This is a genomic window from Acidovorax sp. CF316 (assembly GCF_000276605.1).
In the GTDB taxonomy this organism is placed as follows: domain Bacteria; phylum Pseudomonadota; class Gammaproteobacteria; order Burkholderiales; family Burkholderiaceae_C; genus Acidovorax.
The window spans coordinates 1-22916 of record NZ_AKJX01000141.1; the positions used below are offsets into that span (position 1 = coordinate 1).

Consider the following 22916-nt stretch of genomic DNA (forward strand, 5'->3'; position numbering starts at 1 on the left):
GGCGGCCGCCGCCATCAGCTCCTGCACGCTCTTGTAAGGGCTGGACGCCCCCACGGCGACGAAGAACGCCGTCTTGTACAGCACGGCCACCGGCACCAGGTCCTTATCGGGGTCGTACGAGAGCTTCTTGAAGATCAGGGGGTTGATGGACAGGTTGCCCACGTCCACCACCACCAGCTCGCTGCCATTGGGCGCGGCGCCCTTCGCGCCGTTGATGGCCACCATGCCGGCGCCGCCAGGCTTGGCATCGATGACCACGGCCCGGCCCCAGCGGGCCTGCAGCTTCTCGCCCACGATGCGTGCCACCACGTCGGGTCCGCTGCCGGTGGGGAACACGGTGGTGATGCGCACGGGCAGGACCGGCGCAGGCTGTGCCCAGGTGGCAAAGGGTGCCGCCAGGGCCAGGAGGCCGGCGGTGCGACGGGTGATGGTTGGCATGTCTTGTCTCCGTTGTTTTTTGATGGCTGAGCTGGTGAAGCCTTGGATTGCTGCTATCCCGGGGCGCGCCCTGTCACGCGGTCCAACAGGCCCCGGCCGTCCTCGGGCCAGTCGTTTCCGCGCCAGGCCACATGCTGGTCCGGCCGGACCAGGGTGTAGCGCGTGGGGTAGAGGCTGGCAACACCGCCCTCCTCGCACTGCAGCACCTTGAGCGGCAGCCGGGCGTCCGCGCACTGCAGCCGGATGCGTTCCAGCTCGGCCCTGTCGGCCTGCGGCGCGGCGAGCAGGGTGAAGCCCGGGCCGAACAGGTCGTACAGGGAGCTGCCGTCGTGCAGCCAGGCATGCGGGGCCAGGCTGCCCGGGCGCGAGGTGGGCACGTAGTTGATGAAGTCACGGGCCGGCGCTGCCGTGCCATCGGGCACGGTGACCGGCGAATCCTCGTAGCGGTAGCCCAGCACCACCCCCAGGGTGGCGAACTCGCGCATCTTGGTGGCCTGGATGCGCACGCCGATCTCCGCGCGCAGGCGCCGACCTTCGGGCGTGTCGTCCTCCACGCCTGCGGCGGACAGCTGGTTGCCCAGCACCGCGTGGTTGGCCTCGGCCTCGGCCATTACCCACTCGTGCACCGGCCGGCGCTCGGCCTCGTAGCTGGCCAGCAGGGCATCGCCGCCCCAGCCCTGCAGCCGCGCGGCGAGCTTCCAGCCCAGGTCGACCCCGTCGGCCACGCCCATGTTCATGCCGTAGCCGCCAAACGGCGGATGCAGGTGGCAGGCATCCCCGGCCAGGAACACGCGGCGGTCGCTGTAGCGGTCGGCAATCAGGCGGCTGGCCACCCACTCGTCGCTGCTCAGCACCTCGTAGGGCAGGTCCAGGCCGGTGGCCTGGCGGATCAGGGCGGCGGCGTCCAGGTCCGACAGCTTCACGCCCTCGGGCACCCGGGTGGGCATGAAGAACCAGGTGTCGCCCCGGTCCATGGGCCCGATGAGGCTGGGCAGCTCGGTGTTGACCTGCCAGTACATGATGGCCGGACCATGGCGGTGCGCCTGGGCCAGGCCCGGGGCGCGAAACACGATGTTGTAGTTGCGCGAGAGGCCGTAGGTGCCCTCCATGCGCGCACCGATGAGCTCGCGCACCTTGCTGCGCGCGCCGTCGGCGCCCACCACGTAGTCGGCGCGCACGCAGAAGTCGGTGTCGCCCACCCGGTCGTGCAGATGGACCTCGACGCCCTCTTCGTCCTGGTCGAAGCCGCCAAGCTCGCAGTTGAAGCGCAGCTCCACGCCGGGCAGCGACTGGGCATGGGCACGCAGCACCTCTTCCACCGTGTACTGCGGAATCCACTGCGCATGTTCGGAGTACAGCGGGTTGCGTCCCGGCGCGCAGTACATGGCGTTCTCGAAGCGGGTGAGCTCGGGCCCGGCCAGGCGGGTGACGAAGACCACGTTGGAGGGGTAGTCCATGCCCAGCGGCGATGCGGCGCGCAGCTGGTCGGCGATGCCCCAGCGGCGCAGGTGCTCGCGGGTGCGCACATTGGTGGTCTTGGCGCGCGGGGCATAGCCCACGCGGTCGTTGCGCTCCACCAGCAGGCAGCGGATGCCGCGGTGGCCGAGTTCTATGGCGAGCGCCAGGCCCACGGGGCCGGCACCGACGATCAGGACCTGGACGGATTGCATGGCGGGACTTTTTTCGGGATCTGGATCAAGGGCATGGGGCGATCGTAGGCAGTGGCCCGCGTCTGCGAAAGACGGCAGAATTCGCACACTGATCGAAATTTGCGATCACCCGGCAGCCTTGGAGCGTTCATGAAATTCAATGCCCTGCGCGACTTCCTGGCCGTGGCCGAGCGCGGCAGCCTGCGCGGCGCGGCGCGCCACCTGGGCAGTGCCCAGGCCGCCCTGAGCCACAGCATCCAGGAGCTGGAGAAGGACCTGGGCGTGCCGCTGTTCGAGCGCAACAGCCGCGGCGTGTCGCTCACGCCCATGGGCGAGGTGTTCCTGCGCCGTGCCCGCTCCGTGGTGGAAGACGTGCGCCGCGCGCGCGAGGAGATCGACCAGCTGCGCGGGCAGGTGCACGGTCGCCTGGCCATCGCCATGTCCAGCGTGCCGCACCTGGCGCTCTACCCGGGGGCGCTGCGCGCCTTCCGCCAGCGCTACCCCGAGGTGCGGCTGGACATCATGGACGCGGTGTACCCGCGCGTCGAAGCGCGCCTGCTCGACGGCAGCCTGGACTTCTACGCCGGCCCCGCGCCTGCGGACACGGCGGTGGGGCTGGCGGTGGAGAGGCTGTTCGACAACACCCGCGTGGTCGTCGGGCGCAAGGGGCATCCGCTGGCCGGCGCCCGCTCCCTGAAGGAGCTGGCCGGTGCGGAGTGGATCACCAGCTCGGTGACCTACAAGGCCGAGGAGGAGATCGGCCCGCTGTTCCGCCAGCACGGCCTGCCGCCGCCGCGGCTGGTGATGAGCTCGCACTCCACCCTGACCTTCCTCACGTCCATGGTCTATTCCGACCTGCTCATGGTCCTGCCGATCCAGTGGACGCAATCCCCCCTGCTTGGGCTGGTGCAGCAGATCCCGGTGCGCGAGCTGATCCCCGCGCCACCGATCTGCCTGGTGGCCCGCGGCGGCATGCCGCTGACGCCCGCGGTCGGGTACTTCTGCGACATGCTGCGGCGCGAGGCGCACCGGGTGGCGCAGCCGCCAGCCTAGCCATCAGACCCCGGCGCAGATCCCGTCGGCGCGTGGGTCGGTCGCGCCCTCGATGCGCCCGTCGGGATGGAAGGCCACCGCCCCGGCATGGCCCATCATGTCCTCGAAAGCGCCCACCACCTGCACGTCGTGGCCGGCCGCGCGCAGCCGGTCCACCAGGGCCGGGTCCACGCGCGATTCGAGCTTGAGGTTGGTGGACTGGTCGCCCCAGGTGCGGCCCAGCAGCCAGCGCGGCGCGGTCACCGCGGCCTGCATGTCCTGGCCGAAGAGCACATGGCGCGTGAACACCGCCGCCTGCGTCTGCGGCTGGCCCTCGCCGCCCATGGTGCCGTAGGCCAGCACGCGCCCGTCCTTGAGGTGCGCCAGCGCCGGGTTCAGGGTATGGAACGGCAGGCGCCCGGGCGCCAACTGGTTGGGCCCGGCGCCCAGGGTGAACGAAGCGCCGCGGTTCTGCCAATGCAGGCCGGTCTCGGGCAGCACGATGCCGCTGCCGAACTCCCAGTAGATGCTCTGGATGTAGCTGACGACAGTGCCGTGGGCATCGGCGGCGCCCATCCATACCGTGTCGCCGGGCTCCGTGGGCTCGGGCCAGGGCGCGGCGCGGGCCTTGTCGATGCGCGCGGCCTCGGCATCAAGGGAGCTGGCCTGCAGGAAGGCCGCTGGATCGGCGCGCATGTACGCGGGGTCGCCCACATGCCGGTTGCGCCAGGCGAAGGCCTGCTTGGTCGATTCCACCAGGCCGTGCACATGGTCGAAGCCCTCGGCCTGACCCACGCCCAGGCGGTCGAACAGGCCCAGGATGGCCAGCGAGGACACGCCCTGCGTGGGCGGCGGCTGGTTGAACACACTGCCGGCCGACAGCTGCACCGACAGCGGTGCCACCTGCGCGGCGTGCCAGCCCTCCAGGTCGGCCAGCGCCAGCGGGCTGCCCAGGGCCTGCAGGTCGCGCGCCATGCTGCGCGCCAGGTCGCCGCGGTAGAAGTCGTGCAGCCCGGCCTCGGCCAGGCGCTGCAGCGTGGCCGCAATGCGCGGCTGGCGCAGGGTGTCGCCGCGGTGCGGCTGGCCCTCGGGTGCAAAGGCGGCCGCGAAGCCGGGCACATGTTCGAGCTCGGCCCACTTGGCGCGCGTCAGCTCGACCTGGGAGGTGGTGATGGGCATGCCCTCGCGCGCATGGCGGATCGCGTCTTCGAGCAGGCGCGCCAGCGGCAGCGGCTTGCCGCCCCAGGCGCGGGCCACTTCCAGGGCCTCGGCCCAGCCGCCGATGGCACCGGCCACGGTGAGCGCCGCGCGCGGTCCGCGCGTGGGGATGGCCGCGTCTCCATGCGCCTGGTAGAAGGCCGCGTCCGCCGCCTGCGCCGCGCCGCCGCAGGCGCGCACTGCGACCGGGGCCGCCGTGCCCGGCGTGTGGATGAGCCAGAAGCCATCGCCGCCCAGGCCGTTCATGTGCGGGTAGACCACCGCGATGGCGGCGGCTGTCGCGACCATGGCCTCCACCGCGTTGCCGCCCTCGCGCAGCACGGCAGCGCCGGCCTGTGCAGCCAGGTGGTGGGGAGCGGTGACCATGCCACCGCGGCTTTGCAGGCTGTGCAACATCGAGAAGTCTCCGGTTATGGGGAAAGATGCTAGTCCATCAGCGAGACATGCGCTGCCACCACGCACCAGCCCTGCCCGGGCATGCGCACCCAGGTCTGCTGCTGGCGGCCAGTGCGCGCGCTGCCCTCGCGCGTGAATTCGGTGCTGGTGGTAGCGAAGTCGCGCCCGTAGGCCGTGATGCAGGTATTGCGCAGCGTGCGCGCCAGGCCCGCAGGCGAGCGGCCGCTGCGAAAGGCGCAGATGGCGTCGATGCCGTAGAGGCATTCCGTGGCGCCATAGCGCACGGTCTGCGGGCCGTGGAAGAACAGCGCGTCGAGCACGTCCACCTCGTTGTGGACCAGCGCATACTCGTAGCGCGCAAACGCAGCCGTGACCTCGGCGAGGACATCGGGCAGGTTGATGGTTGTCGTGCTGTCGTTCATATCAGTGTCCACCGCCGAGATACGCCCGTGTGAGGGCATCGTTGGCCGCGATCTCGGCCGCCGTGCCCTGGGCCACCACGCGCCCGCCTTCGAGCACATAGGCCCGGTCGGCCAGCGAGAGGGCCAGCGCCGCCATCTGGTCCACCAGCACCAGGGTCATGGATTCGTCGCGCAGGCGCGCCAGCGAGGCGAACAGCTCCTCGATGACCTTGGGCGCCAGGCCCAGAGAGGGCTCGTCGAGCAGCAGCACGCGCGGGCGGCTCATGAGGGCGCGGGCAATGGCCAGCATCTGCTGCTCGCCGCCCGAGAGCAGGCCGGCGCGCTGGTACAGGCGCTCGCGCAGGCGCGGAAAGCGCTGCAGCATCTCTTCCACCCGGGCCTCGCGGCCCTCAGGGTGCAGGAAGGCGCCCAGCCGGATGTTGTCGAGCACCGAGAGCTCGGGGAAGACCTGGCGCCCCTCGGGTACCAGCACCAGGCCGCGCGCCACGATCTGCTCGGCGCGCAGCGGGCCCAGTTCCACCCCCTGCAGGTGGATGCCGCCCGACACGGGCCGGTGCAGGCCGGCCAGGGTGCGCATCAGCGTGGACTTGCCGGCGCCGTTGGCGCCCAGCAGGGCCACCATCTCGCCCTGGCGCACGCGCAGGTCCACGTTGTGCAGCACGGGCTCGGCACCGTAGCCGGTGGTGAGCCGGCCCACACCCAGCACCTCGGGCGCATCGCCCGGCAACTGGCGGCCGACGGCGGCATGCACCGCCACGGCGCCGCCTTCGCCCTCGCCCAGGTAGGCCTTGCGCACGGCGGGATGGGCCTGCACCTCGGCCGGCGTGCCCTCGGCCAGGTGGCGGCCCGACTCCATGACCACCACATGGTCCGACAGGCCCATGACGAGCGCCATGTCGTGCTCCACCAGCAGCACGCCCACGCCCTGGTCGGCAATGCGGCGCAGCAGCGCGGAAAGCTGGTCCTTGTCCTCGGTGGACAGGCCGGCGGCCGGCTCGTCAAGCAGCAGCACCTCGGGCCGCAGGGCCAGGGCGCGGGCGATCTCCACCAGGCGCCGGTCGACGTGGGCCAGGTCGGCCGCCGGCACCTGCACGGCACCCTTGTAGCCGCACCAGGCCAGCAGGGCGCGCGCTTCGTCCCGCGCGCCGGGCGAGCACACGCGGCCATCGCCCAGCAAGGGGCCCAGGGTGCCGCGTGCCAGCGCCAGGGCCACGTTGTCGAGCACGCTGAGCGAACCGAAGAGCTGCGAGGTCTGGTAGCTGCGCGCCACGCCGGCCCGCGCGATGCGCCAGGCACCGCGGCCCTGCAGCGGCTCGGCGCCCAGCAGCGCGCCGCCGCTGGTGGGGGTGTAGAAGCCGCTGAGCATGTTGAGCACCGTGCTCTTGCCCGCGCCGTTGGGCCCGATCAGGCTGGTGACGGCACCGGGGCGCACGGCAAACGACAGCTCGCTCACCGCGCGCACGCCGCCGAAGACCATGGACAGGCCCTGCGCGCCCAGCGCCCTGCCCTGTGCCGGCTTCAGGGCCGGCAACGCGTCGCCATGCGCGGCAGCGCCATCCATGGGCGCGGGTGCGCTGCGGTGCAGCCGCGCCAGCAGCCCCACCAGGCCCTGTGGCGCCACCCACAGCACCACCAGCAGCAGTGCGCCGAAGAACAGCAGGCGGTACTCCTCCAGGCTCGAGAGCAGCTCGGGCAGCAGGCCGACGATGACGGCGCCCACCAGCGGCCCGGCGATGCTGCCCGCGCCGCCGATCATCACCACCAGCACAAACAGGATGGACTGCAAAAAGGAAAAGCTGTGCGGCGTGACGAAGCCCGAGAGCGGCGCATACAGCCCGCCCGCCAGCCCCGCCAGCAGGGCCGAAAGGGCGAAGGCCACGGTCTTCACGGCCAGCGGGTTCAGGCCGATGGACTCGGCCGCCGTCTCGGAATCACGCACCGCACGCAGCGCGGCGCCCCAGGCGCCCCGCGACAGCCGCACATAGGCCAGCAGCGCCAGCGCCACGGCCACGATGGCCAGCACCGCGATGGCCCGTTCGCCGCGCAGCGCATCGATGCCCAGTGCCGGTGCGGCGATGCCCATGATGCCGTTCTGCCCGCCCGTGAGGTCGCGCATCTCCACCGCGCTGTGCTCCACGATCAGGCCGAAGGCAATGGTCACCATGGCCAGGTAGGGGCCCTTGACGCGCAGCGCCGGCAACGCGAGCAGCGCGCCCATGGCGCCGGCCAGCACGGCCGCGACCGGCCAGGCGGCCCAGAAGCTCCAGCCCGCCTTGGTGGTGAGGATGGCCACCGCATAGGCGCCGATGGCGTAGAAGCCCACATGCCCGAAGGACACCTGGCCCGACAGGCCGAGCAGCACGTTCAGGCCGATGCCCACCAGCGCCAGCAGCGCCACATTGGCCAGCACGAAGACGTAGTAGCCGTTGACCTGCGTGGCCAGCGCCAGGCCCACGGCCACGCCCAGCGCGGTGAGGCCCAGCAGCGCCGGCATGGCCAGCCCGCGTGCGGACGAAGGAAGGTGAAGGGATGCAGTCTGCATGGAAAGAGGCGTGTTCTTCTTCGTCATACCTTGCGCACCAGGGCACGCCCGAACAGCCCGTTGGGGCGCACGGCCAGCGCCACGATGACGAGCGAGAAAGTGAGGATCTGCGTGTAACCCGAGCCCAGCGTGGAGGTGATCAGCGCCTCGGCCACGCCGAAGAGCAGGCCCGCGGCCATGACGCCCCAGGCACTGCCGATGCCGCCCAGGATGGCGACCGCAAAGGCCTTGAGGCCGAACAGCGTGCCCATGTCGGACTGCACGTTCACGAGCGGCGCGATGAGCACGCCGGCCACGCCCGCGAACACGGCCGACAGCGCGAACGCCGCCGACACCACGCGCCCGATGGGAATGCCCATGAGCCGCGCCGCATCGCGGTTCTGCACCACGGCCAGCATCGCCGTGCCCCAGCGCGTGCGCCGCGCCACGAAGTGCAGCACGGCCGCCAGCACCAGGCCGATGGCCGGGATGAGCAGCTGCAGCGGGTACACGCCCAGGCCGATGTCGCCCAGCGTCATCGGTGCCTGGGCCAGGGGCGAGGGCAGGCTGCGCGGCTCCTTGCCGAAGGTGAACATGGCCAGGTTGTCGACCACGATGCCCAGCGCCACGGTGGCCATGAGCCAGGCGTCCGAATTGCGGCGCGCGAACGGCCGCACGGCGAAGAACTCCACGGCCAGGCCGTAGAGCGCGCACAGCAGCAGCGCCAGCAGCACGCCCAGCGCCATGGGCCAGCCCAGCACCATGGCAAAGCCGTAGGTGAGCACGGCGCCCAGCATCATGGAACTGCCCTGGGCGAAGTTCACGGTGCCGGAGACCACGAAGGTGACGTGAAAGCCCAGGGCCATGAGCCCGTACATGCTGCCCAGGCCGATGCCGCTGATGAGGGCGGAGAGAAAGAGCATCGTGGTGATCGAAGAAGAGAGAAAAGGCAGGAAAGATCCCGCGCCATGCAGGGCGCGGGACCGCGTGGCGTGCAGGGCTTATTTTTCGAGGCCGACTGGCAGGATGCGGTTGCCGATGAACTGTGCCCAGACGTAGTCGTTCTCGCTCAGCGCGTCGTGGTTGGCTTCGCTGAAGGGCTTGTCATAGCCCTTGATCAGACCCTCGTACTTGCCGATCTTGTAGAAGCCCTGGCGCACGGCGTCGCCATCGGTGCTGCCGGCCTGGGTGATGGCCAGGGCCGCCAGCTGCATGGCGTCGTAGGCATTGGCCACGCCCACGGCGGGGGTGATGTTGTCGGGGCCCTTGATCTCGGGGTACTTGGCCTTGAGCGCCGCCACCACCTTCTCGCCCACCGGGCCTTGCTTGCCGAAGAAGCTGTAGGTCTGCACGAAGTGCACGTTCTTGGCGTTGGGGCCGGCCAGTTCGGTGAAGCGGCCGCCCGCGGGGCCCCAGTGCGAAACGATGGGCACCTGCCAGCCCATGCGGTCCAGCGACTTGACCACCTGGGCCGAGGGGCCCACGTTGCCCACCAGGAACAGCGCGTCGGCGCCGGCGGCCTTCAGGCGCGTGAGCTGGGGCACCACGTCCACGTCGCTGTCGCCGAACTTCTCGATGCCGGCGGCCTTCATGCCCTTGGCCGTCAGCGCTGCAGTGAGGCCCTTCTCGTTGGACTCGCCCCAGGGGTTGTTCACGAGGATCATGCCGGGGTTCTTGGCATTGAAGGTCTTTTGCGCATAGGCCAGCATGCCGCGATCGACGATCTCGTCCACGGCCGAGACGCGGAACGCGAAGTTGGGCTTGGCGCCGTTCTTGGTCACCGGCGTGCCTGCGGCCCAGGGGCCCATGAAGGGCACCTTCTCCTGGTTGGCCAGCTGCACGATGGCGATGGAGACCGGCGTGTCCAGCCCGCCGAAGAGCACGGCCACCTTCTCCTTGTAGATCAGTTCGCGCGCTGCGGTCACGCCCTTGGCGGGGTTGGCCTCGTCGTCGCGGCGCACCAGTTCGAGCTTGCGGCCGCCGAGCAGGCCGCCCTTGGCGTTGATCTCCTCGATGGCGATGGTCAGGCCGCGCGTGATGGCGTCTCCCGCCAGCGCCGACTGGCCCGAGAGCGCGGTGACCAGGCCAACCTTGATCGGATCGGCGGCATGGGCGGTGCCCAGGACAGCCCAGGCCGCGGTGGCGAGGGTGGCGGCGGCAAAGCGGCGGCGGGTGGTGAAGGGCATGGCGGTTCTCCTGCAATGGCGGGTGGACGGGGATGAACGGATCGGTGGGCGGGATTCGGCCCGCCTCGGGAGGCTCCATCAGCAAGCACCGTGCCAATGTCAACAAACACAGATATTTATTGGCAACTTCATTGATATGTAATTGTCGACAATCTGGCACATGCTTTGCTGACAACAAGAACAAAGGGGCGTTCACCGTGTTCTGCCCCATTCCGAAGCACCGCCGTCGCATTTCGCACCCCGGTGGTGCAACCAGGAGCACCAACATGCAGCAGCAACCATCCACACCGCCCTCCCAGGACGCCGGCGCCATCGTCGAAGAGTTCCTGCGCCTGGTGATGATTCCCGACCCCGTGGCCGCCAGCCGCTTCGTCGCACCCGGCCTGGCCATCCGCTTCACGGGCGGGCGCCCCATGCGCCAGCCGGCCGAGTGCAGCGCCTTCAACGCCACGCGCTATGCCTGGGTGAAAAAGAAGTTCGAGAGCACCGACGTCGTGGCCGGTGCCACCCACGAAGAGGCCGTGGTCTACAACACCGGCACGCTCTACGGCGCCTGGCCCGATGGCACGCCGTTCGAGGGCAACCGCTATGTGGACCGCTACGTGCTGGAGCGCGGCCTGATCGTGCGCATGGACGTGTGGAACGACAGCGCCGAATGGCTGCTGGTGCGCGCCGGTCTGGCCGCGCCCTGGTCCACACCAGAGGCCGGCGCATGATCACCAGCATCTATGGCGACGGACCGCTGCCCACCCATGGGCGCTTCGGCTACAGCCCCATTACCCGCCGCCCCGACTACACCTGGCCGAACGGCGCGCGCCTGGCGGTCTACCTGGGCTTCAACCTGGAGCATTTCGCCTTTGGCGGCGGGCTGGGGGCGCGCATCGGCCCGGCCTCGCCCGAGCCCGACGTGCTCAACTACAGCTGGCGCGAGTACGGCAACCGCGTGGGCGCCTGGCGCTGCCTGGAACTGTTCGACCAGCTGGCCCTGCCGGCCGGCTGCATTGTGAACACCGCGCTGTACGACCACTGCCCCGAACTGCTGGCCGCCTGCGCAGCGCGCGGCGACGAGCTGATCGGCCACGGCCACACCAACTCCGAGCGCCAGGGCGATTTCGCCGAGGCCGAGGAAGCCGCGCTGCTGGTCGCCTGCCGCGAGCGCATCGCACAGGCCAGCGGCGGCGCGCCTGCGGGCTGGCTCTCGCCCTGGATCTCGGAGAGCCCCACCACGCCCGACCTGCTGGCCGAGGCCGGCTACCGCTACACCCTGAACTGGGCGCACGACGACCAGCCCGTGCCGATGCGCACGCGCAGCGGCCAGCGGCTGTGGTCGGTTCCCTACCCGCAGGAGCTCAACGACATTCCGATGATCATTGCGCGCCAGCTCGACGGCAAGGACTTCGCGCAGATGATTGTCGACAACTTCGACGAGATGCTGCAGCAGTCGGCGCGGGAGCCGCTGGTCATGGGCATCGCCCTGCACCCCTACCTGGTGGGCCAGCCCTACCGGCTGCGCCACCTGCGCCGCGCGCTGGAGCATGTGGCCCGCGCACGCGACGCCGGCGCCATCTGGTTCACCACGCCCGGCGCCCTCTGCGACCACGTGGATGCCTTGTTCCCCTCTGCCTGAGCCCCACCCCATGCACAGCCCCATCGCTTCCCCCGGCCTGCCCTTCACCGACACCGCCAATGCCTGGGTGCCGCACGGCCACTTCGTGATCGAAGGAGCAGCCCACGGCCCCCTGGCCGGCCTGCGCTTTGCCGCCAAGGACGTGTTCGACGTGGCGGGCCAGCCCACGGGCGCGGGCAACCCCGCCTGGCTGGCCAGCCACCCGGTGCCCGCGCGCCACAGCGCGCTGGTGCAGCAGCTGCTCGACGTCGGCGCCACGCTGTGCGGCAAGCTCGTCACCGATGAGCTGGCCTACAGCATCCACGGCCACAACCTGCACTACGGCATGCCGCTCAACAGCGCCGCACCCGAGCGCATCCCGGGCGGCTCGTCGAGCGGTTCGGTCGCGGCCGTGGCCGCCCGGCTGGTGGACTTTGCGCTGGGCACCGATACCGGTGGCTCCACCCGCGTGCCGGCCAGCTACTGCGGCGTGTGGGGTCTGCGCACCACGCACGGCCTGGTATCGCGCGCCGGCCTGGTGCCGCTGCACGAGAGTTTCGACACCGCGACCTGGTTCGCGCACGACCCCACCACCTTCGAGCGCGTGGCCCAGGCACTGCTCCCGGCCACCCCCTTTGCAGCCTTGCGCGCAGTGCAGCTGCAGGATGCGGCCGCCGAGGCCGATGCCGAGGTGGCTGCGCTGCTGCCCCGGGTGGGCGAAGTGCTCGCCACGCTCCTGCCCCAAGGGGTGGGTACGGCCACGGCGGCCCAGGGCAGCGCGCTGGAGGACTGGCGCCGCCACTATGTGGCCTGGGGTGCCCATGAGGCCTGGCAGGCCCACGGCGCATGGATCAGCGCCAACGCCCCCGGCTTCGAGGCGGCCATTGCGGGACGCTGGCAGGCCGCATCGGAGGTCACGGCCGAAGCCGCCGGCGCGGCGCGTGCCGCAGGCCTGGCGGCGCGCGCCCAGGTGCGCGCACTCGTCGGCAGTGGCACGGTGCTGGTCCTGCCCTCGGCGGCCAGCGTGGCGCCGCTGCGCAGCGCAGAAGGTGCGGAGATCGACGCCATCCGCGCACGCACCCTGCGCATCTGCTGCATTGCCGGGCTGGCCGGGCTGCCGCAGGTGAGCCTGCCGCTGGCCACGGCCGGGGGCCTGCCGGCAGGGGTGTCGCTGATCGGCCCGGCCGGCAGCGACCTGGCCCTGGTGCGCCTGGCGGTACGGGTCTGGCAGGCGCTGCAGGACGGCGCACGCTGAAGGCGCGACAATGGGGGCAACAACATCCGCCGGACCGCGCGACGACAGACAGCAGCCGATCCGGGCGAACACCATGGCCACCAAGACAACTCCCCGCGCCGGCGCCAGGCCGCCGCGGGCCACCCCCTCGACCACCGCTCCTGCGGTCGTGCCGCTCAAGGCGGCCACGCCGCTGCTGGAAAGCGAGCTTCCCGGTCTGCCGGGCCTGCGCACGGGCGACGACGTGGAGACACGCATCTACAACACGGTGTACGAGAGCGTGATGACCCAGCGCCTCACGCCCGGCACCAAACTGCCCGAGGCCTCGCTGTGCGAGCTGTTCGACGTGCGCCGCGCCACCGTGCGCAAGGTGCTGCAGGCGCTGGCGCACGACCACATCGTGGAGTTGCGCCCGAACCGCGGCGCCATCGTGGCCGAGCCCACGCCCGAGGAGACGCGCCAGGTGTTCGAGGCGCGCCGCGCGCTCGAAGGCTCCATCGTGCGCCTGGCCACGCGGCATGCCACCCCCGAGGACATCGCCTCGCTGCGCCAGCAGCTGGAGGAAGAGCACCACGCCATGCACCGCTTCACCCAGCCCGCCTGGGCACGGCTGGCCAGCGCCTTCCACCTGCGGCTGGCCGAGCTGTCACGCAACCCGGTGCTGCAGCGCTACCTGATGGAGCTGGTGTCGCGCTGCTCGCTGATCGTGGCGCTGTACGAGCCGCCCGGCAAGGCCTCGTGCGAACACGAAGAGCATGCGCGCGTGGTCGACCTCATCGCCCAGGGCGACGCCGACGGCGCTGCGCGCGAGATGGAAGCCCACCTGCTGGCGCTGGAGCACAGCATCACGCTGCAGCAGGAGCGCAGCGACAACAACCTGGCGCGCATGCTCGGGATGGCCTAGCTCTTTTCTCAGCCCTCGGTGGCCTGTGAGCGAGCCAGGCGCTCGCTCTGCCAGTACACGTCGTCGCCACCGTCCATGCGGTTGAGCACGCGGGCCAGCACGAACATCAGGTCCGACAGGCGGTTCAGGTACTGGCGCGGCGCGTCGTTCAGGGTTTCCTCGCTGCCCAGGCCCACGACCACGCGCTCGGCGCGCCGGGCCACGGTGCGGCACACGTGGGCCTGCGAAGCAGCGCGCGTACCGGAGGGCAATACGAACTCCGCCAGCCTGGGCAGCGATGCGTTGTAGTGCGCCAGCGCCTCGTCGAGCTGCAGCACGGCCTCGGGCTTGAGCAGTTCGTAGCCCGGAATGGACAGCTCGCCGCCCAGGTTGAACAGCTGGTGCTGGACCTGCACCATCAGGCTGCGCACGTCGTCGGGCAGGGGCTCGCACAGCAGCAGGCCGATGTGGGAGTTGAGCTCGTCGACATCGCCCATGGCATGCACGCGCGTGCTGTTCTTGGACACGCGCTGGTCATTGCCCAGGCCGGTGGTGCCGGCGTCGCCCGTGCGGGTGGTGATGGCGCTGAGTCGATTGCCCATGGAAGTCTCCTGTGCGCAGCGCCTGCAGGGAGTTCGGCAACGCTGGTTGGTGAATGGGGGGGATGCCGACGCAGGTGCACGGCACCCTCCTCGGCAGGCATGGGCGGTATTGTCATCCATCGCCGCACACGGGGGGCTGGGGAACAGGCGTGAAAGCGCCATTGAAAAGGCAAATGCAGTGAGCGCCACCGTGCCTCTGAAAGGCAGGTGTCACTTCACTGCATCGCGAAATGGGGTGCGGGCATTGCGCCACCCGCCGGGCGGGGCCGGTGGGCGGCACCCGCCCCAGGGCGGATGCCGGCCACACCGGATTCATCCATCGCCATGGCGGCGATCACTGGACCGTGGCGCGGCGGTTGGCAGCGTCGATCTCGGCGGTGGAGACCAGGCCATTCTTGGCGCTGGACTGCATGCCGGCCCAGGCGTCGGCGTGGTAGCGGTCCCATTCGGCGCGCGACACCATGCCGTCGCCGTTGGCGTCCATCAGGCGGGCATTGGTCTTCTTTTCAGCGTTGGCAGCGGCCTTGCCGCCAGCAGCGGTGGCATCGATTTCAGGGGCCGGAGCGCCCTTGCCCATGCCGGCAGCGGGGTTGGCCACGGCGACCGACGAATTGGCCTTCTTGTTGTCGACCTTGTTCTGTGCGGAGGTGGCGGCTGCGCCACCCGATGCGGATGGGCTCACTTCGGCGGGGGTCTTGCCCACGCCAGCGGGGGCCTGTGCCAATGCGGCACTGCAGGCGAGAACAGCCAGGGAAGCGATGAGGGTGTGCTTGGTAGTCATGGGAGAGTCCTTGTCAAAAGAAGAGCGTTGATTGCTCTGGGTCCATTGTTCAGGCCCGTCGTGGGCGGGGCTGTAGGACTTGCGCAGGGACTGGCGTGGGACTCGGGGCGCCCTGGCTCGGGCCTGCTTGGGCGCAGTCGGCCAGGCGTCCTACACCAAGAGTTACACCGGGCAGGCAAATGTAGGCGCGCGCAACAGCAGGCAAAATGACTGGATGCCCGATGCCATCTGCGGTGCAATGGCAGCCTGTCAACTTCGGAGCACACCACCCATGAAGACCCCAACGACCCTGAACACCAAACCGCTCAAGGCCGCCCACCCCTTCGATGCCAGCAGCGCCCTGCTGTTCGCCGTGCTGTCCATCGGTGCCATCACAGCCGCGCCCTCCGCCCATGCGCAGAGCGCCACCAACAACCCGCCGCTGACCGCCCCGGCCAACGCCACGCGGCCTGCAGCACCCAGCCTGGGAGTGACCCCGCCCATCCCCCACAGCGCCACCACCCCATCGCCCGCCCTGGCGCCACAGCTCGGCGGTACGGCCGGCACCACCCAGCAGGTGCAGAACTCGCAGGCCGGCGTCGCCTTTGCGCGCGCCGATGCCAACCGCGATGGCCAGTTGAGCCCGCAGGAGGCCGTGATGCTGCCCGCCATCAGCGAGAAATTCGAGGCGCTGGACCGCAACAAGGACAAGTTCCTGTCGCTCGAAGAGTTCGCGCTGGCCACCAAGTCCTGACCGGGCCCTCCCTTCATCCATCCCAAGGCACGCTGCGGCGTGCCTTTTTTTTGTACCCTGCCCGTGCCTTCAGTCGTGCAGCGACGAAAGGAACTGCTGCAGCTCGGGCGTCTTCGGGCTGCCGAAGAGTTCGGCAGGTGTACCGGTCTCATGCACGCGGCCCTGGTGCATGAAGACCACGCGGTCACTGACCTTGCGCGCGAACGCCATCTCGTGCGTGACCATCATCAGCGTCATGCCTTCGAGCGCGAGCGACTCCACCACGCGCAGCACCTCGCCCACGAGCTCGGGGTCCAGCGCCGAGGTGATCTCGTCGCACAGCAGCACCTGCGGCTCCATGGCCAGCGCACGGGCGATGGCCACACGCTGCTGCTGGCCGCCCGAGAGCTGGTCGGGCATGGCGTCGAACTTCTCGGCCAGGCCCACGCGTTCGAGCAGCTGGCGCGCCTGCTCGGCCGCGGCCTTGGCGTCGCGCGCCTTGACCAGCGTGGGTGCCAGCATGATGTTGCGGCCCACGGAGAGGTGCGGGAACAGGTTGAAGTTCTGGAAGATCATGCCCACCTGCTGGCGCAGCGTGCGCATGGCGGCAGGGCTTTCGTGCAGGAGCTTCTGGCCGTTGACGCTGAGCGCGCCCTCCTGGAACACCTCCAGGCCGTTCACGCAGCGCAGCAGCGTGCTCTTGCCCGAGCCGCTCTTGCCGATGATGGCGATCACCTCGCCGCGCTGCACCTTGAGGTCGATGCCCTTGAGTACCTCGTTCGTGCCGTAGGACTTGCGCAGCGCCGTGATGTCCACGATGGGGCGGCCCGGCACGGGTGCGGCGGCCGCGACAGCATCGATCGTTTCAGTGCCGGTTGCCATGGAGTTTCCTTTCGAGGGATTGCGCCACCAGGCTCACCGGGAAGCACAGGGCAAAGTACAGGAGGGCCACGCAGGCGTAGACCAGGAAGGGCTTGTAGGTGGCGTTGGAGATCATGCTGCCGGCCTTGGTCAGCTCCACGAAGCCGATCACCGAGGCCAGCGCCGTGCCCTTGATGACCTGCACCAGGAAGCCCACCGTGGGCGGCACGGCGATGCGCAGCGCCTGCGGCAGCACCACGTGGCGCAGCTGCTCGCGGAAGTTGAGCGCCAGGCTTTGCGCGGCCTCCCACTGCCCCTTGGGGATGGACTCCACACAGCCGCGCCAGATCTCGGTGAGGTAGGCGCTGGTGTAGAGCGTGAGCGCGAAGGCAGCCGCCGTCCACGGCGAGGTCTTGATGCCGAACAGGGCGATGCCGAAGTAGGCCAGGAACAGCTGCATCAAGAGCGGCGTGCCCTGGAAGACCTGCACGTAGGCACTGATGGCGCGCTGCGCGCCGCGCAGTTTGGACAGGCGCAGCACCAGCAGCGCCAGACCCACCAGGCCGCCGCCGATGAAGGCGATGAGCGAGAGGCTCACTGTCCAGCGCGCTGCGCCCAGCAGGTTGCGAAGGATGTCCCAGACGGAAAACTCAACCATGGCGGACTACCTCCCGACCAGGAAACGCGCGCCCACCCAGACCAGCAGGCGCCGGGTCAGCATGGACAGCGCCAGGTACACGATGGTGGCCACGATGAAGGCCTCGAACGCCCGGAAGGTGTTGCTCGAGATCAGGTTGGCCGCGTAGCTCAGCTCGGGCGTGGAGATCTGGCCGCACACCGCCGAACCGAGCATGACGATGATGATCTGGCCCACCATCGAGGGCCACACCTTCTGCAGTGCAGGCGGCAGCACCACGCGGCGAAAGGTCTGGCCGGGCGTGAGGGCCAGGCTGGCAGCGGCCTCCACCTGGCCGCGCGGCGTGGCCTCGATGCCGGCGCGGATGATCTCGGACGAGTAGGCGCCCAGGTTGATCACCATGGCCAGCACCGAAGCGAGCTCGGGCGAGAGCTTGAGCCCCAGCGCCGGCAGCCCGAAGAAGATGAAGAACAGCTGCACGATGAACGGCGTGTTGCGCACCAGCTCCACGTACGCGGCCACGGCCCAGCGCAGCGCCGCCGGGCGCGGGCCCAGGTTGCGCGCCCGGGCCCAGGCGCAGGCCGTGCCCAGCACCAGCCCCAGCACCGTGCCCACGAGGGTGAGCCCTATCGTCCAGGCCACGCCGCGCAGCAGCAGGGGCCACTGCGAGAACACGGCAGAGAAATCCAGTTGGATCAGCATGGTGCGGTTGCCCCGCCGCGCTCGTCACGCGGCGGGCCTGTGCAAGGTGGGTGGAGTGCGCGCGGGCCTCAGGCAGCGTGGGGCTTATTGCGGCAGGTCGCCTGCAGGGCGGCCCAGCCACTTGCTCGACATCTTGTCGATGTCGCCGGACTTCTTCGCCTCGGCAATGATCTCGTTCACGCGCAGGCGCAGCTTGTCCTCGCCCTTGGCCACGCCGATGAAGTTGGGGCTGTCCTTGAGCAGCAGCTTGTACTCGGTGGCCAGGTTGGGGTTCTTGACCATGATGGTGCCGGCCGTCGATGCGCTGGTGGCAATGGCCTGCGTCTGGCCCGAGACGAAGGCCGAGATGCTGCCCGCATGGTCCTCGAAGCGCTTGACGTCCACGCCGGCGGGCGCGACCTTGGCCAGCTCCTGGTCTTCCATGGCGCCGCGCGTCACGGCCACCGACTTGCCGGCCAGGTCGGCAAAGCTCTTGATCGACAGGCTCTTGCTCGCGAACACGGCCTGGAAGAACGGCGCGTAGGCCGCGGTGAAGTCGATCACCTTCTCGCGGTCGGGGTTCTTGCCCAGGGTAGAGATCACCAGGTCGGCCTTCTGCGTCTGCAGGTAGGGGATGCGGTTGGCACTGGTCACGGGGATCAGCTCGACCTTCACGCCCAGCTTGGTGGCGATGTAGCCGGCCATCTCCACGTCCAGGCCCTGGGGCTTGAGGTCGGTGCCGACAAAGCCATAGGGCGGGTAGTCGGTGGGGATGGCGATCTTGATTTCCTTGGCCTTGAGGATGTTGTCCAGCGCGTTCTGCGCATGCGCGGCAGGGGACAGCAGCGCTGCGGCCGACAGGCCGGCGGCGGCCAGCAGGCCCAGGGTGGAACGGCGGGTGGTGGCACGGGGGGTCATAGCAGGGCTCCTAGGTAGGTGGATGCGTCGTCGGACGGTGGGGGAACGGATTTTTTGGCGGCCGCCTTGCGCGGGGCGCGGCCCTTGGCAGGGGTAGCAGGGGCTGCCGCCTCGGGCGCGGCAGCGCTCTTGCGCACCGGCGCCAGCGCGTCGCGCAGCTCGGCCAGCGGGTCGTGGGCTGCCTGCAGGCGCAGCGCGTCCTGCACGGTGCCGATGTGTTCGGACATCAGGGCCTCGGCGCGGGCAATGTCGCCGGCCTCCAGCGCCTCGACGATGCGCACGTGGTCGGCGCAGGACTGGGCCGCGTCGTGCGAGGACTGGTAGAGCATGGCGATCAGCGTGGTGCGCGCCGTGAAGTCGCGCAGCGTGTCGGCCAGCAGGCTGTTGCCCAGGCACTCGGCCAGGCAGACGTGGAAGTCGCCCAGCAGGAAGCTGCGCGCCCCCACGTCGCTGCCGGCCAGGGCCGCCTTCTCGCGCTGCAGGTGGTTCTTGAGCTGGCGCACGGCCGCCTTGTCCACCGACTTGAGCTGGTGCAGCAGGCCGAGTTCGATCACGCGCCGGGCCTCGAAGGCCTCGCGTGCCTCGTCCTCGGAGGGTTCGATCACGTACCAGCCGCGACGCGCGCTCACGGTAACGATGCCGCGCGTGGACAGCCGCGTGAGCGCCTCGCGCACGATGGTGCGGCTGCAGTCGAACAGCATGGCCAGCTGCTGCTCGCCCAGGCGCGAGCCCGGGGCCAGCTTCTGGGCCATCACGGCTTCGATGATGCGGTTGCTGATGTCGGTGGCGGAGGTCATTGCAACCCCTTACGCAGAAAGCGTGCCAACTGGTATACAAGCACAATGCACCAGCTTGGCGCACCAATGGGATGCGCAGGCAGCGCTCGCCGCACTACGGCGGCGCACACGGCAGTCGGGTTCTGCTTGGCCCGCCCCGCGTTTGGGCACACCGCCCTAAAATGAATCCCACACCAGATTCCGCCCGGAGACACGCCATGAACGCCCCCACCGCCGCCTCGCACCTGCTGCCCGAAATCCACCTGCGCGAGGTGCCCCAAGCGCTGATCGATGCGCTGCAGGCCCGTTTCGGTGCCCGGTGCTCCCTGGCCCAGGCCGTGCGCGAACAGCATGGGCGCGACGAGGGCTCGCTGCAGGCGCCGCCGCCCTCGGCCGTGGTGTTTGCCGAAAGCACGCAGGACGTGGCAGATGCCGTGAAGCTGGCCGGTCAATACGAGGTGCCGGTGATCCCCTACGGGGCGGGCTCCTCGCTCGAAGGCCACCTGCTGGCCGTGCAGGGCGGCATCAGCATCGACGTCAGCCGCATGAACCAGGTGCTCAGCATCGATGCCGAGGACCTCACCGTGACGGTGCAGCCCGGCATCACGCGCAAGGCGCTCAACGACGCGATCAAGGACACGGGCCTGTTCTTCCCCATCGACCCCGGTGCCGACGCCAGCATCGGCGGCATGTGCGCCACGCGCGCCAGCGGCACCAACGCCGTGCGCTACGGCACCATGCGCGAGAACGTGCTGGCGCTGGAGGTGGTGACCGCCAGCGGCGAGGTCATCCGCACCGGCACGCGCGCCAAGAAGAGCAGCGCCGGCTACGACCTCACGCGCCTGATGGTGGGCAGCGAGGGCACCCTGGGCGTCATGACCCAGATCACGGTGCGCCTGTACCCCCTGCCCGAAGCCGTGTCGGCCGCGATCTGCTCGTTCCCGAGCATCGAGGCGGCCGTGCGCACCACCATCCAGACCATCCAGCTCGGCGTGCCGATCGCGCGCGTGGAGCTGATCGACCACAACACCGTGCGCATGGTCAACGCGCACAGCAAGCTCGGCCTGCGCGAAGAGCCGATGCTGCTGATGGAGTTCCACGGCTCGCCCTCGAGCGTGAAGGAGCAGGCCGAGACCGTGCAGGAGATCGCCAGCGAGTTCGGCGGCAATGCCTTCGAATGGGCCAGCACGCCCGAGGAACGCACGCGCCTGTGGACCGCGCGGCACAACGCCTACTTCGCCGCCGTGCAGAGCCGCCCGGGTTGCCGCGCCATCAGCACCGACACCTGCGTGCCCATCAGCCGCCTGGCGGACTGCCTGCTCGACTCGGTGGCCGAGGCCGATGCCAGCGGCATCCCCTACTTCCTCGTGGGCCATGTGGGCGACGGCAACTTCCACTTCGGCTACCTGCTGGACCCGAACATCCCCGAAGAGCGCGTGACCGCCGAGGACCTGAACCACAAGCTCGTGGCGCGCGCCCTGGCCCTGGGCGGCACCTGCACCGGCGAGCATGGCGTGGGCCTGCACAAGATGGGCTTCCTGCTCGACGAGACGGGCGCCGGCGCGGTGGACATGATGCGCGCCATCAAGCGCGCGCTGGACCCGAAGAACATCCTGAACCCGGGCAAGATCTTCGCGCTGTGACGGCGGCCGCGAGGCCGTTGCCCCGAGCGCAGCCTGGTTTGCGGGCATAAGTCACACTTTCCCGCAGGGCGGTGCGGTGCACTGCGCCCGGTCTGGCGTATCGTGGCCGATTTCCGGCCTGTCCATCCGCCTGCCATGCACGCCCTCGTCCGTCCCCTGGTCCTGCTCATCGCCCTCGCAGGCAGCCTGTTCTTTGGCGGCCTGCTGGCGGTATCCATCGCCCAGCCGGCCTGGGTGGAACAGACCGCCCGCACGATGATCCGGGCGCAGGTCGAGCAGAGGACCGGCGAGAAGGTCGCGACGCTGGACGCACGCTTCCTCGATGGCAAGGCCCGTGTTCTGCTGCAGGAGCACGAACGCGAGATCGCCGCCGTGCGCAAGGCACTCACCGACGGCCTGCCCGCACGCATTGCCGCCATCGCCGCCGAGATGGGCATCCCTGAATGCGAATGCCGCCGGCGCACCACCGAACGCATGGCGCTCAAGCTCGGCACCCTGCAGCAGATGCAGGCGCAGCTCTCGGACCTGATCCGCACACAGTACCTGGAGACGGCCGGCAAGCTGCTGCGCGAACTGCGCATCTTCAGCGGCGCCAATGCCCTGGCCTTCGCCCTGCTGGGCGTGGCCGCTCTCAGGCGCCCCGCAGCCCGGCTGCAGCTGCTGCCTGCGGCGGCCACGCTGCTGCTGGCCACCATCGCCGCCAGCGGGCTCTACCTGTTCGGCCAGAACTGGCTGCACACCATCGTCTTTGGCGACTATGTGGGCTGGGCGCTGCTGGGCTATATTGCGCTGGTCTATGCATGGCTGTGCGACCTGCTGTTCAACCGCGCGCAGGTGACCGCGAACCTGCTCAGCAGCGCAGGCGGCAGCGTCTCGCCATGCTGACCCCTCGAGACCACCACACCCTACCCATGCGCATCGCCTTCGTCTCCGACATCCACGGCAACCTCGCGGCCCTCGAAGCCGTGGCGGCGGACATTGGCCGCCGCGGTGCCGACCGCGTGGTGAACCTGGGCGACAACCTCTCGGGGCCTCTGTTGCCCAGGGAGACGGCGCAGTGGCTCATGGCCTCGGACTGGCTGTCGCTGGCGGGCAACCACGAGCGCCAGGTGCTGCAGCTACGCCCGGGCCACGGCGGCGCATCGGACCAGTACGCGCACAGCCAGCTCACCGAAGCCGAGTTCGCCTGGATGCGCAGCCTCACCCACACCCTGCGCCTGGACGAGAACGTGCTGCTGTGCCACGGCTCGCCGCGCAGCGACCATGAATACCTGCTTGAAACGCTGGACGGCCCGGTGGTCCGCGCCGCCACCCCGGCAGAGATCGACGAGCGCCTGGCGGGCCAGTACGCACCGCTGATCGCCAGCGGCCACACGCATGTGCCGCGCCAGGTGCGCCTGGGTGCCGGTGTGCTGCTGCTCAACCCTGGCAGCGTGGGCCTGCAGGCCTACGACGATGACCACCCCGTGGCCCACAAGGTGGAGAACGGCACGCCTGACGCACGCTACGCCACCGCGGAGTTGACTGAGCGGGGCTGGGCGGTGGAGCACCACCTGGTGCCCTACGACCATGAATCCATGGCCGTGCTGGCCGATCGGAACGGCCGACCCGGGTGGGCGCACGCACTGCGCACGGGAACCATGCCGGAATGAAGCACCCCCTGAGGCGCTTCGCGCCTTCCCCCTCTCTCATATTGCTTCGCAATCTGGGAGGGGGACGC

At 69.9% G+C, this 22916-nt stretch carries 23 protein-coding genes; 9 read left to right on the forward strand and 14 right to left on the reverse strand.

From position 1 onward, the window contains the following. Positions 1-438 (reverse strand): tripartite tricarboxylate transporter substrate binding protein (locus tag PMI14_RS17680; protein WP_007856612.1); only part of this gene is annotated, 438 nt, incomplete at its 3' end. Between the two features lie 53 nt (positions 439-491). After that, the gene (locus PMI14_RS17685; protein ID WP_007856613.1) at positions 492-2108 is read right to left on the reverse strand and encodes an FAD-dependent monooxygenase; all 1617 of its coding nucleotides are present in this window, start codon (positions 2106-2108) and stop codon (positions 492-494) included. 129 nt (positions 2109-2237) lie between these two features. Between PMI14_RS17685 and PMI14_RS17690 the strand changes: the two genes are divergently transcribed. After that, positions 2238-3140, forward strand: a complete 903-nt coding sequence (locus PMI14_RS17690) for a LysR family transcriptional regulator (protein ID WP_007856614.1) — start codon at positions 2238-2240, stop codon at positions 3138-3140. A gap of 3 nt (positions 3141-3143) precedes the next feature. Here the strand turns inward: PMI14_RS17690 and PMI14_RS17695 are convergent, their stop codons facing one another. The 5 genes from PMI14_RS17695 to PMI14_RS17715 all read right to left on the reverse strand — a co-directional run bounded on the left by PMI14_RS17695 (position 3144) and on the right by PMI14_RS17715 (position 9862). Further along, positions 3144-4733, reverse strand: a complete 1590-nt coding sequence (locus PMI14_RS17695; protein WP_007856615.1) for a gamma-glutamyltransferase family protein — start codon at positions 4731-4733, stop codon at positions 3144-3146. 29 nt (positions 4734-4762) lie between these two features. Then, a complete protein-coding gene (gene hpxZ / locus PMI14_RS17700) occupies positions 4763-5155 on the reverse strand; it encodes an oxalurate catabolism protein HpxZ (RefSeq protein WP_007856616.1) in 393 nt (130 codons plus the stop codon). A 1-nt stretch (position 5156) separates the two neighbouring features. Further along, positions 5157-7697, reverse strand: coding sequence for a branched-chain amino acid ABC transporter ATP-binding protein/permease (locus tag PMI14_RS17705; protein WP_108016395.1), 2541 nt, complete (start codon positions 7695-7697; stop codon positions 5157-5159). Between the two features lie 23 nt (positions 7698-7720). After that, complete coding sequence (locus tag PMI14_RS17710; protein ID WP_007856618.1) at positions 7721-8599, reverse strand: branched-chain amino acid ABC transporter permease; 879 nt, start codon at positions 8597-8599, stop codon at positions 7721-7723. A 78-nt stretch (positions 8600-8677) separates the two neighbouring features. Further along, positions 8678-9862: an ABC transporter substrate-binding protein gene (locus PMI14_RS17715; RefSeq protein ID WP_007856619.1), complete on the reverse strand. Its 1185-nt coding sequence runs from the start codon at positions 9860-9862 to the stop codon at positions 8678-8680. Between the two features lie 266 nt (positions 9863-10128). Here PMI14_RS17715 and PMI14_RS17720 point away from each other — a divergent pair, with 266 nt between their 5' ends. The 4 genes from PMI14_RS17720 to PMI14_RS17735 all read left to right on the forward strand — a co-directional run bounded on the left by PMI14_RS17720 (position 10129) and on the right by PMI14_RS17735 (position 13606). After that, a complete protein-coding gene (locus PMI14_RS17720; RefSeq protein ID WP_007856620.1) occupies positions 10129-10578 on the forward strand; it encodes a hypothetical protein in 450 nt (149 codons plus the stop codon). Then, positions 10575-11489 carry a polysaccharide deacetylase family protein gene (locus PMI14_RS17725; protein ID WP_007856621.1) on the forward strand — a complete coding sequence of 305 codons (915 nt, stop codon included), beginning with the start codon at positions 10575-10577 and terminating at the stop codon, positions 11487-11489. Before PMI14_RS17720 ends, PMI14_RS17725 begins: the two co-directional genes overlap by 4 nt. Positions 11490-11499: 10 nt before the next feature. Then, positions 11500-12723 (forward strand): amidase, encoded by a 1224-nt coding sequence (locus PMI14_RS17730; protein WP_007856622.1) that lies wholly within the window; start codon positions 11500-11502, stop codon positions 12721-12723. 73 nt (positions 12724-12796) lie between these two features. After that, positions 12797-13606, forward strand: coding sequence for a GntR family transcriptional regulator (locus PMI14_RS17735; RefSeq protein ID WP_007856623.1), 810 nt, complete (start codon positions 12797-12799; stop codon positions 13604-13606). An 8-nt stretch (positions 13607-13614) separates the two neighbouring features. Here the strand turns inward: PMI14_RS17735 and PMI14_RS17740 are convergent, their stop codons facing one another. Then, entirely contained in the window at positions 13615-14187 is a 573-nt protein-coding gene (locus PMI14_RS17740; protein WP_007856624.1) for a cob(I)yrinic acid a,c-diamide adenosyltransferase, read from the reverse strand. 334 nt (positions 14188-14521) lie between these two features. Then, positions 14522-14968, reverse strand: a complete 447-nt coding sequence (locus tag PMI14_RS17745) for a hypothetical protein (RefSeq protein WP_007856625.1) — start codon at positions 14966-14968, stop codon at positions 14522-14524. A gap of 271 nt (positions 14969-15239) precedes the next feature. On the opposite strand from PMI14_RS17745, the gene PMI14_RS17750 reads away from it, so the two are divergent. Next, positions 15240-15701 (forward strand): hypothetical protein, encoded by a 462-nt coding sequence (locus PMI14_RS17750; RefSeq protein ID WP_007856627.1) that lies wholly within the window; start codon positions 15240-15242, stop codon positions 15699-15701. A gap of 69 nt (positions 15702-15770) precedes the next feature. Here PMI14_RS17750 and PMI14_RS17755 read toward each other — a convergent pair whose 3' ends face one another. The 5 genes from PMI14_RS17755 to PMI14_RS17775 form a co-directional block, all read right to left on the reverse strand. Next, a complete protein-coding gene (locus PMI14_RS17755) occupies positions 15771-16562 on the reverse strand; it encodes an amino acid ABC transporter ATP-binding protein (protein ID WP_007856628.1) in 792 nt (263 codons plus the stop codon). Next, positions 16546-17199 carry an amino acid ABC transporter permease gene (locus tag PMI14_RS17760; RefSeq protein ID WP_007856629.1) on the reverse strand — a complete coding sequence of 218 codons (654 nt, stop codon included), beginning with the start codon at positions 17197-17199 and terminating at the stop codon, positions 16546-16548. The genes PMI14_RS17755 and PMI14_RS17760 overlap by 17 nt, the downstream gene beginning before the upstream one ends. A 6-nt stretch (positions 17200-17205) precedes the next feature. Then, positions 17206-17880 (reverse strand): amino acid ABC transporter permease, encoded by a 675-nt coding sequence (locus PMI14_RS17765; protein ID WP_007856630.1) that lies wholly within the window; start codon positions 17878-17880, stop codon positions 17206-17208. 84 nt (positions 17881-17964) lie between these two features. After that, the gene (locus PMI14_RS17770; RefSeq protein ID WP_007856632.1) at positions 17965-18777 is read right to left on the reverse strand and encodes a transporter substrate-binding domain-containing protein; all 813 of its coding nucleotides are present in this window, start codon (positions 18775-18777) and stop codon (positions 17965-17967) included. Beyond that, positions 18774-19574: a GntR family transcriptional regulator gene (locus PMI14_RS17775; RefSeq protein ID WP_007856635.1), complete on the reverse strand. Its 801-nt coding sequence runs from the start codon at positions 19572-19574 to the stop codon at positions 18774-18776. Before PMI14_RS17775 ends, PMI14_RS17770 begins: the two co-directional genes overlap by 4 nt. A 197-nt stretch (positions 19575-19771) precedes the next feature. On the opposite strand from PMI14_RS17775, the gene PMI14_RS17780 reads away from it, so the two are divergent. From PMI14_RS17780 to PMI14_RS17790, 3 genes are all read left to right on the forward strand, one after another. After that, on the forward strand, positions 19772-21196 hold the full coding sequence (locus tag PMI14_RS17780; protein ID WP_007856636.1) for an FAD-binding oxidoreductase: 1425 nt from the start codon (positions 19772-19774) through the stop codon (positions 21194-21196). Between the two features lie 135 nt (positions 21197-21331). Continuing rightward, on the forward strand, positions 21332-22081 hold the full coding sequence (locus tag PMI14_RS17785) for a hypothetical protein (protein ID WP_007856637.1): 750 nt from the start codon (positions 21332-21334) through the stop codon (positions 22079-22081). 26 nt (positions 22082-22107) lie between these two features. After that, positions 22108-22848, forward strand: coding sequence for a metallophosphoesterase (locus PMI14_RS17790; RefSeq protein ID WP_007856638.1), 741 nt, complete (start codon positions 22108-22110; stop codon positions 22846-22848). Positions 22849-22916: the final 68 nt, after the last annotated feature.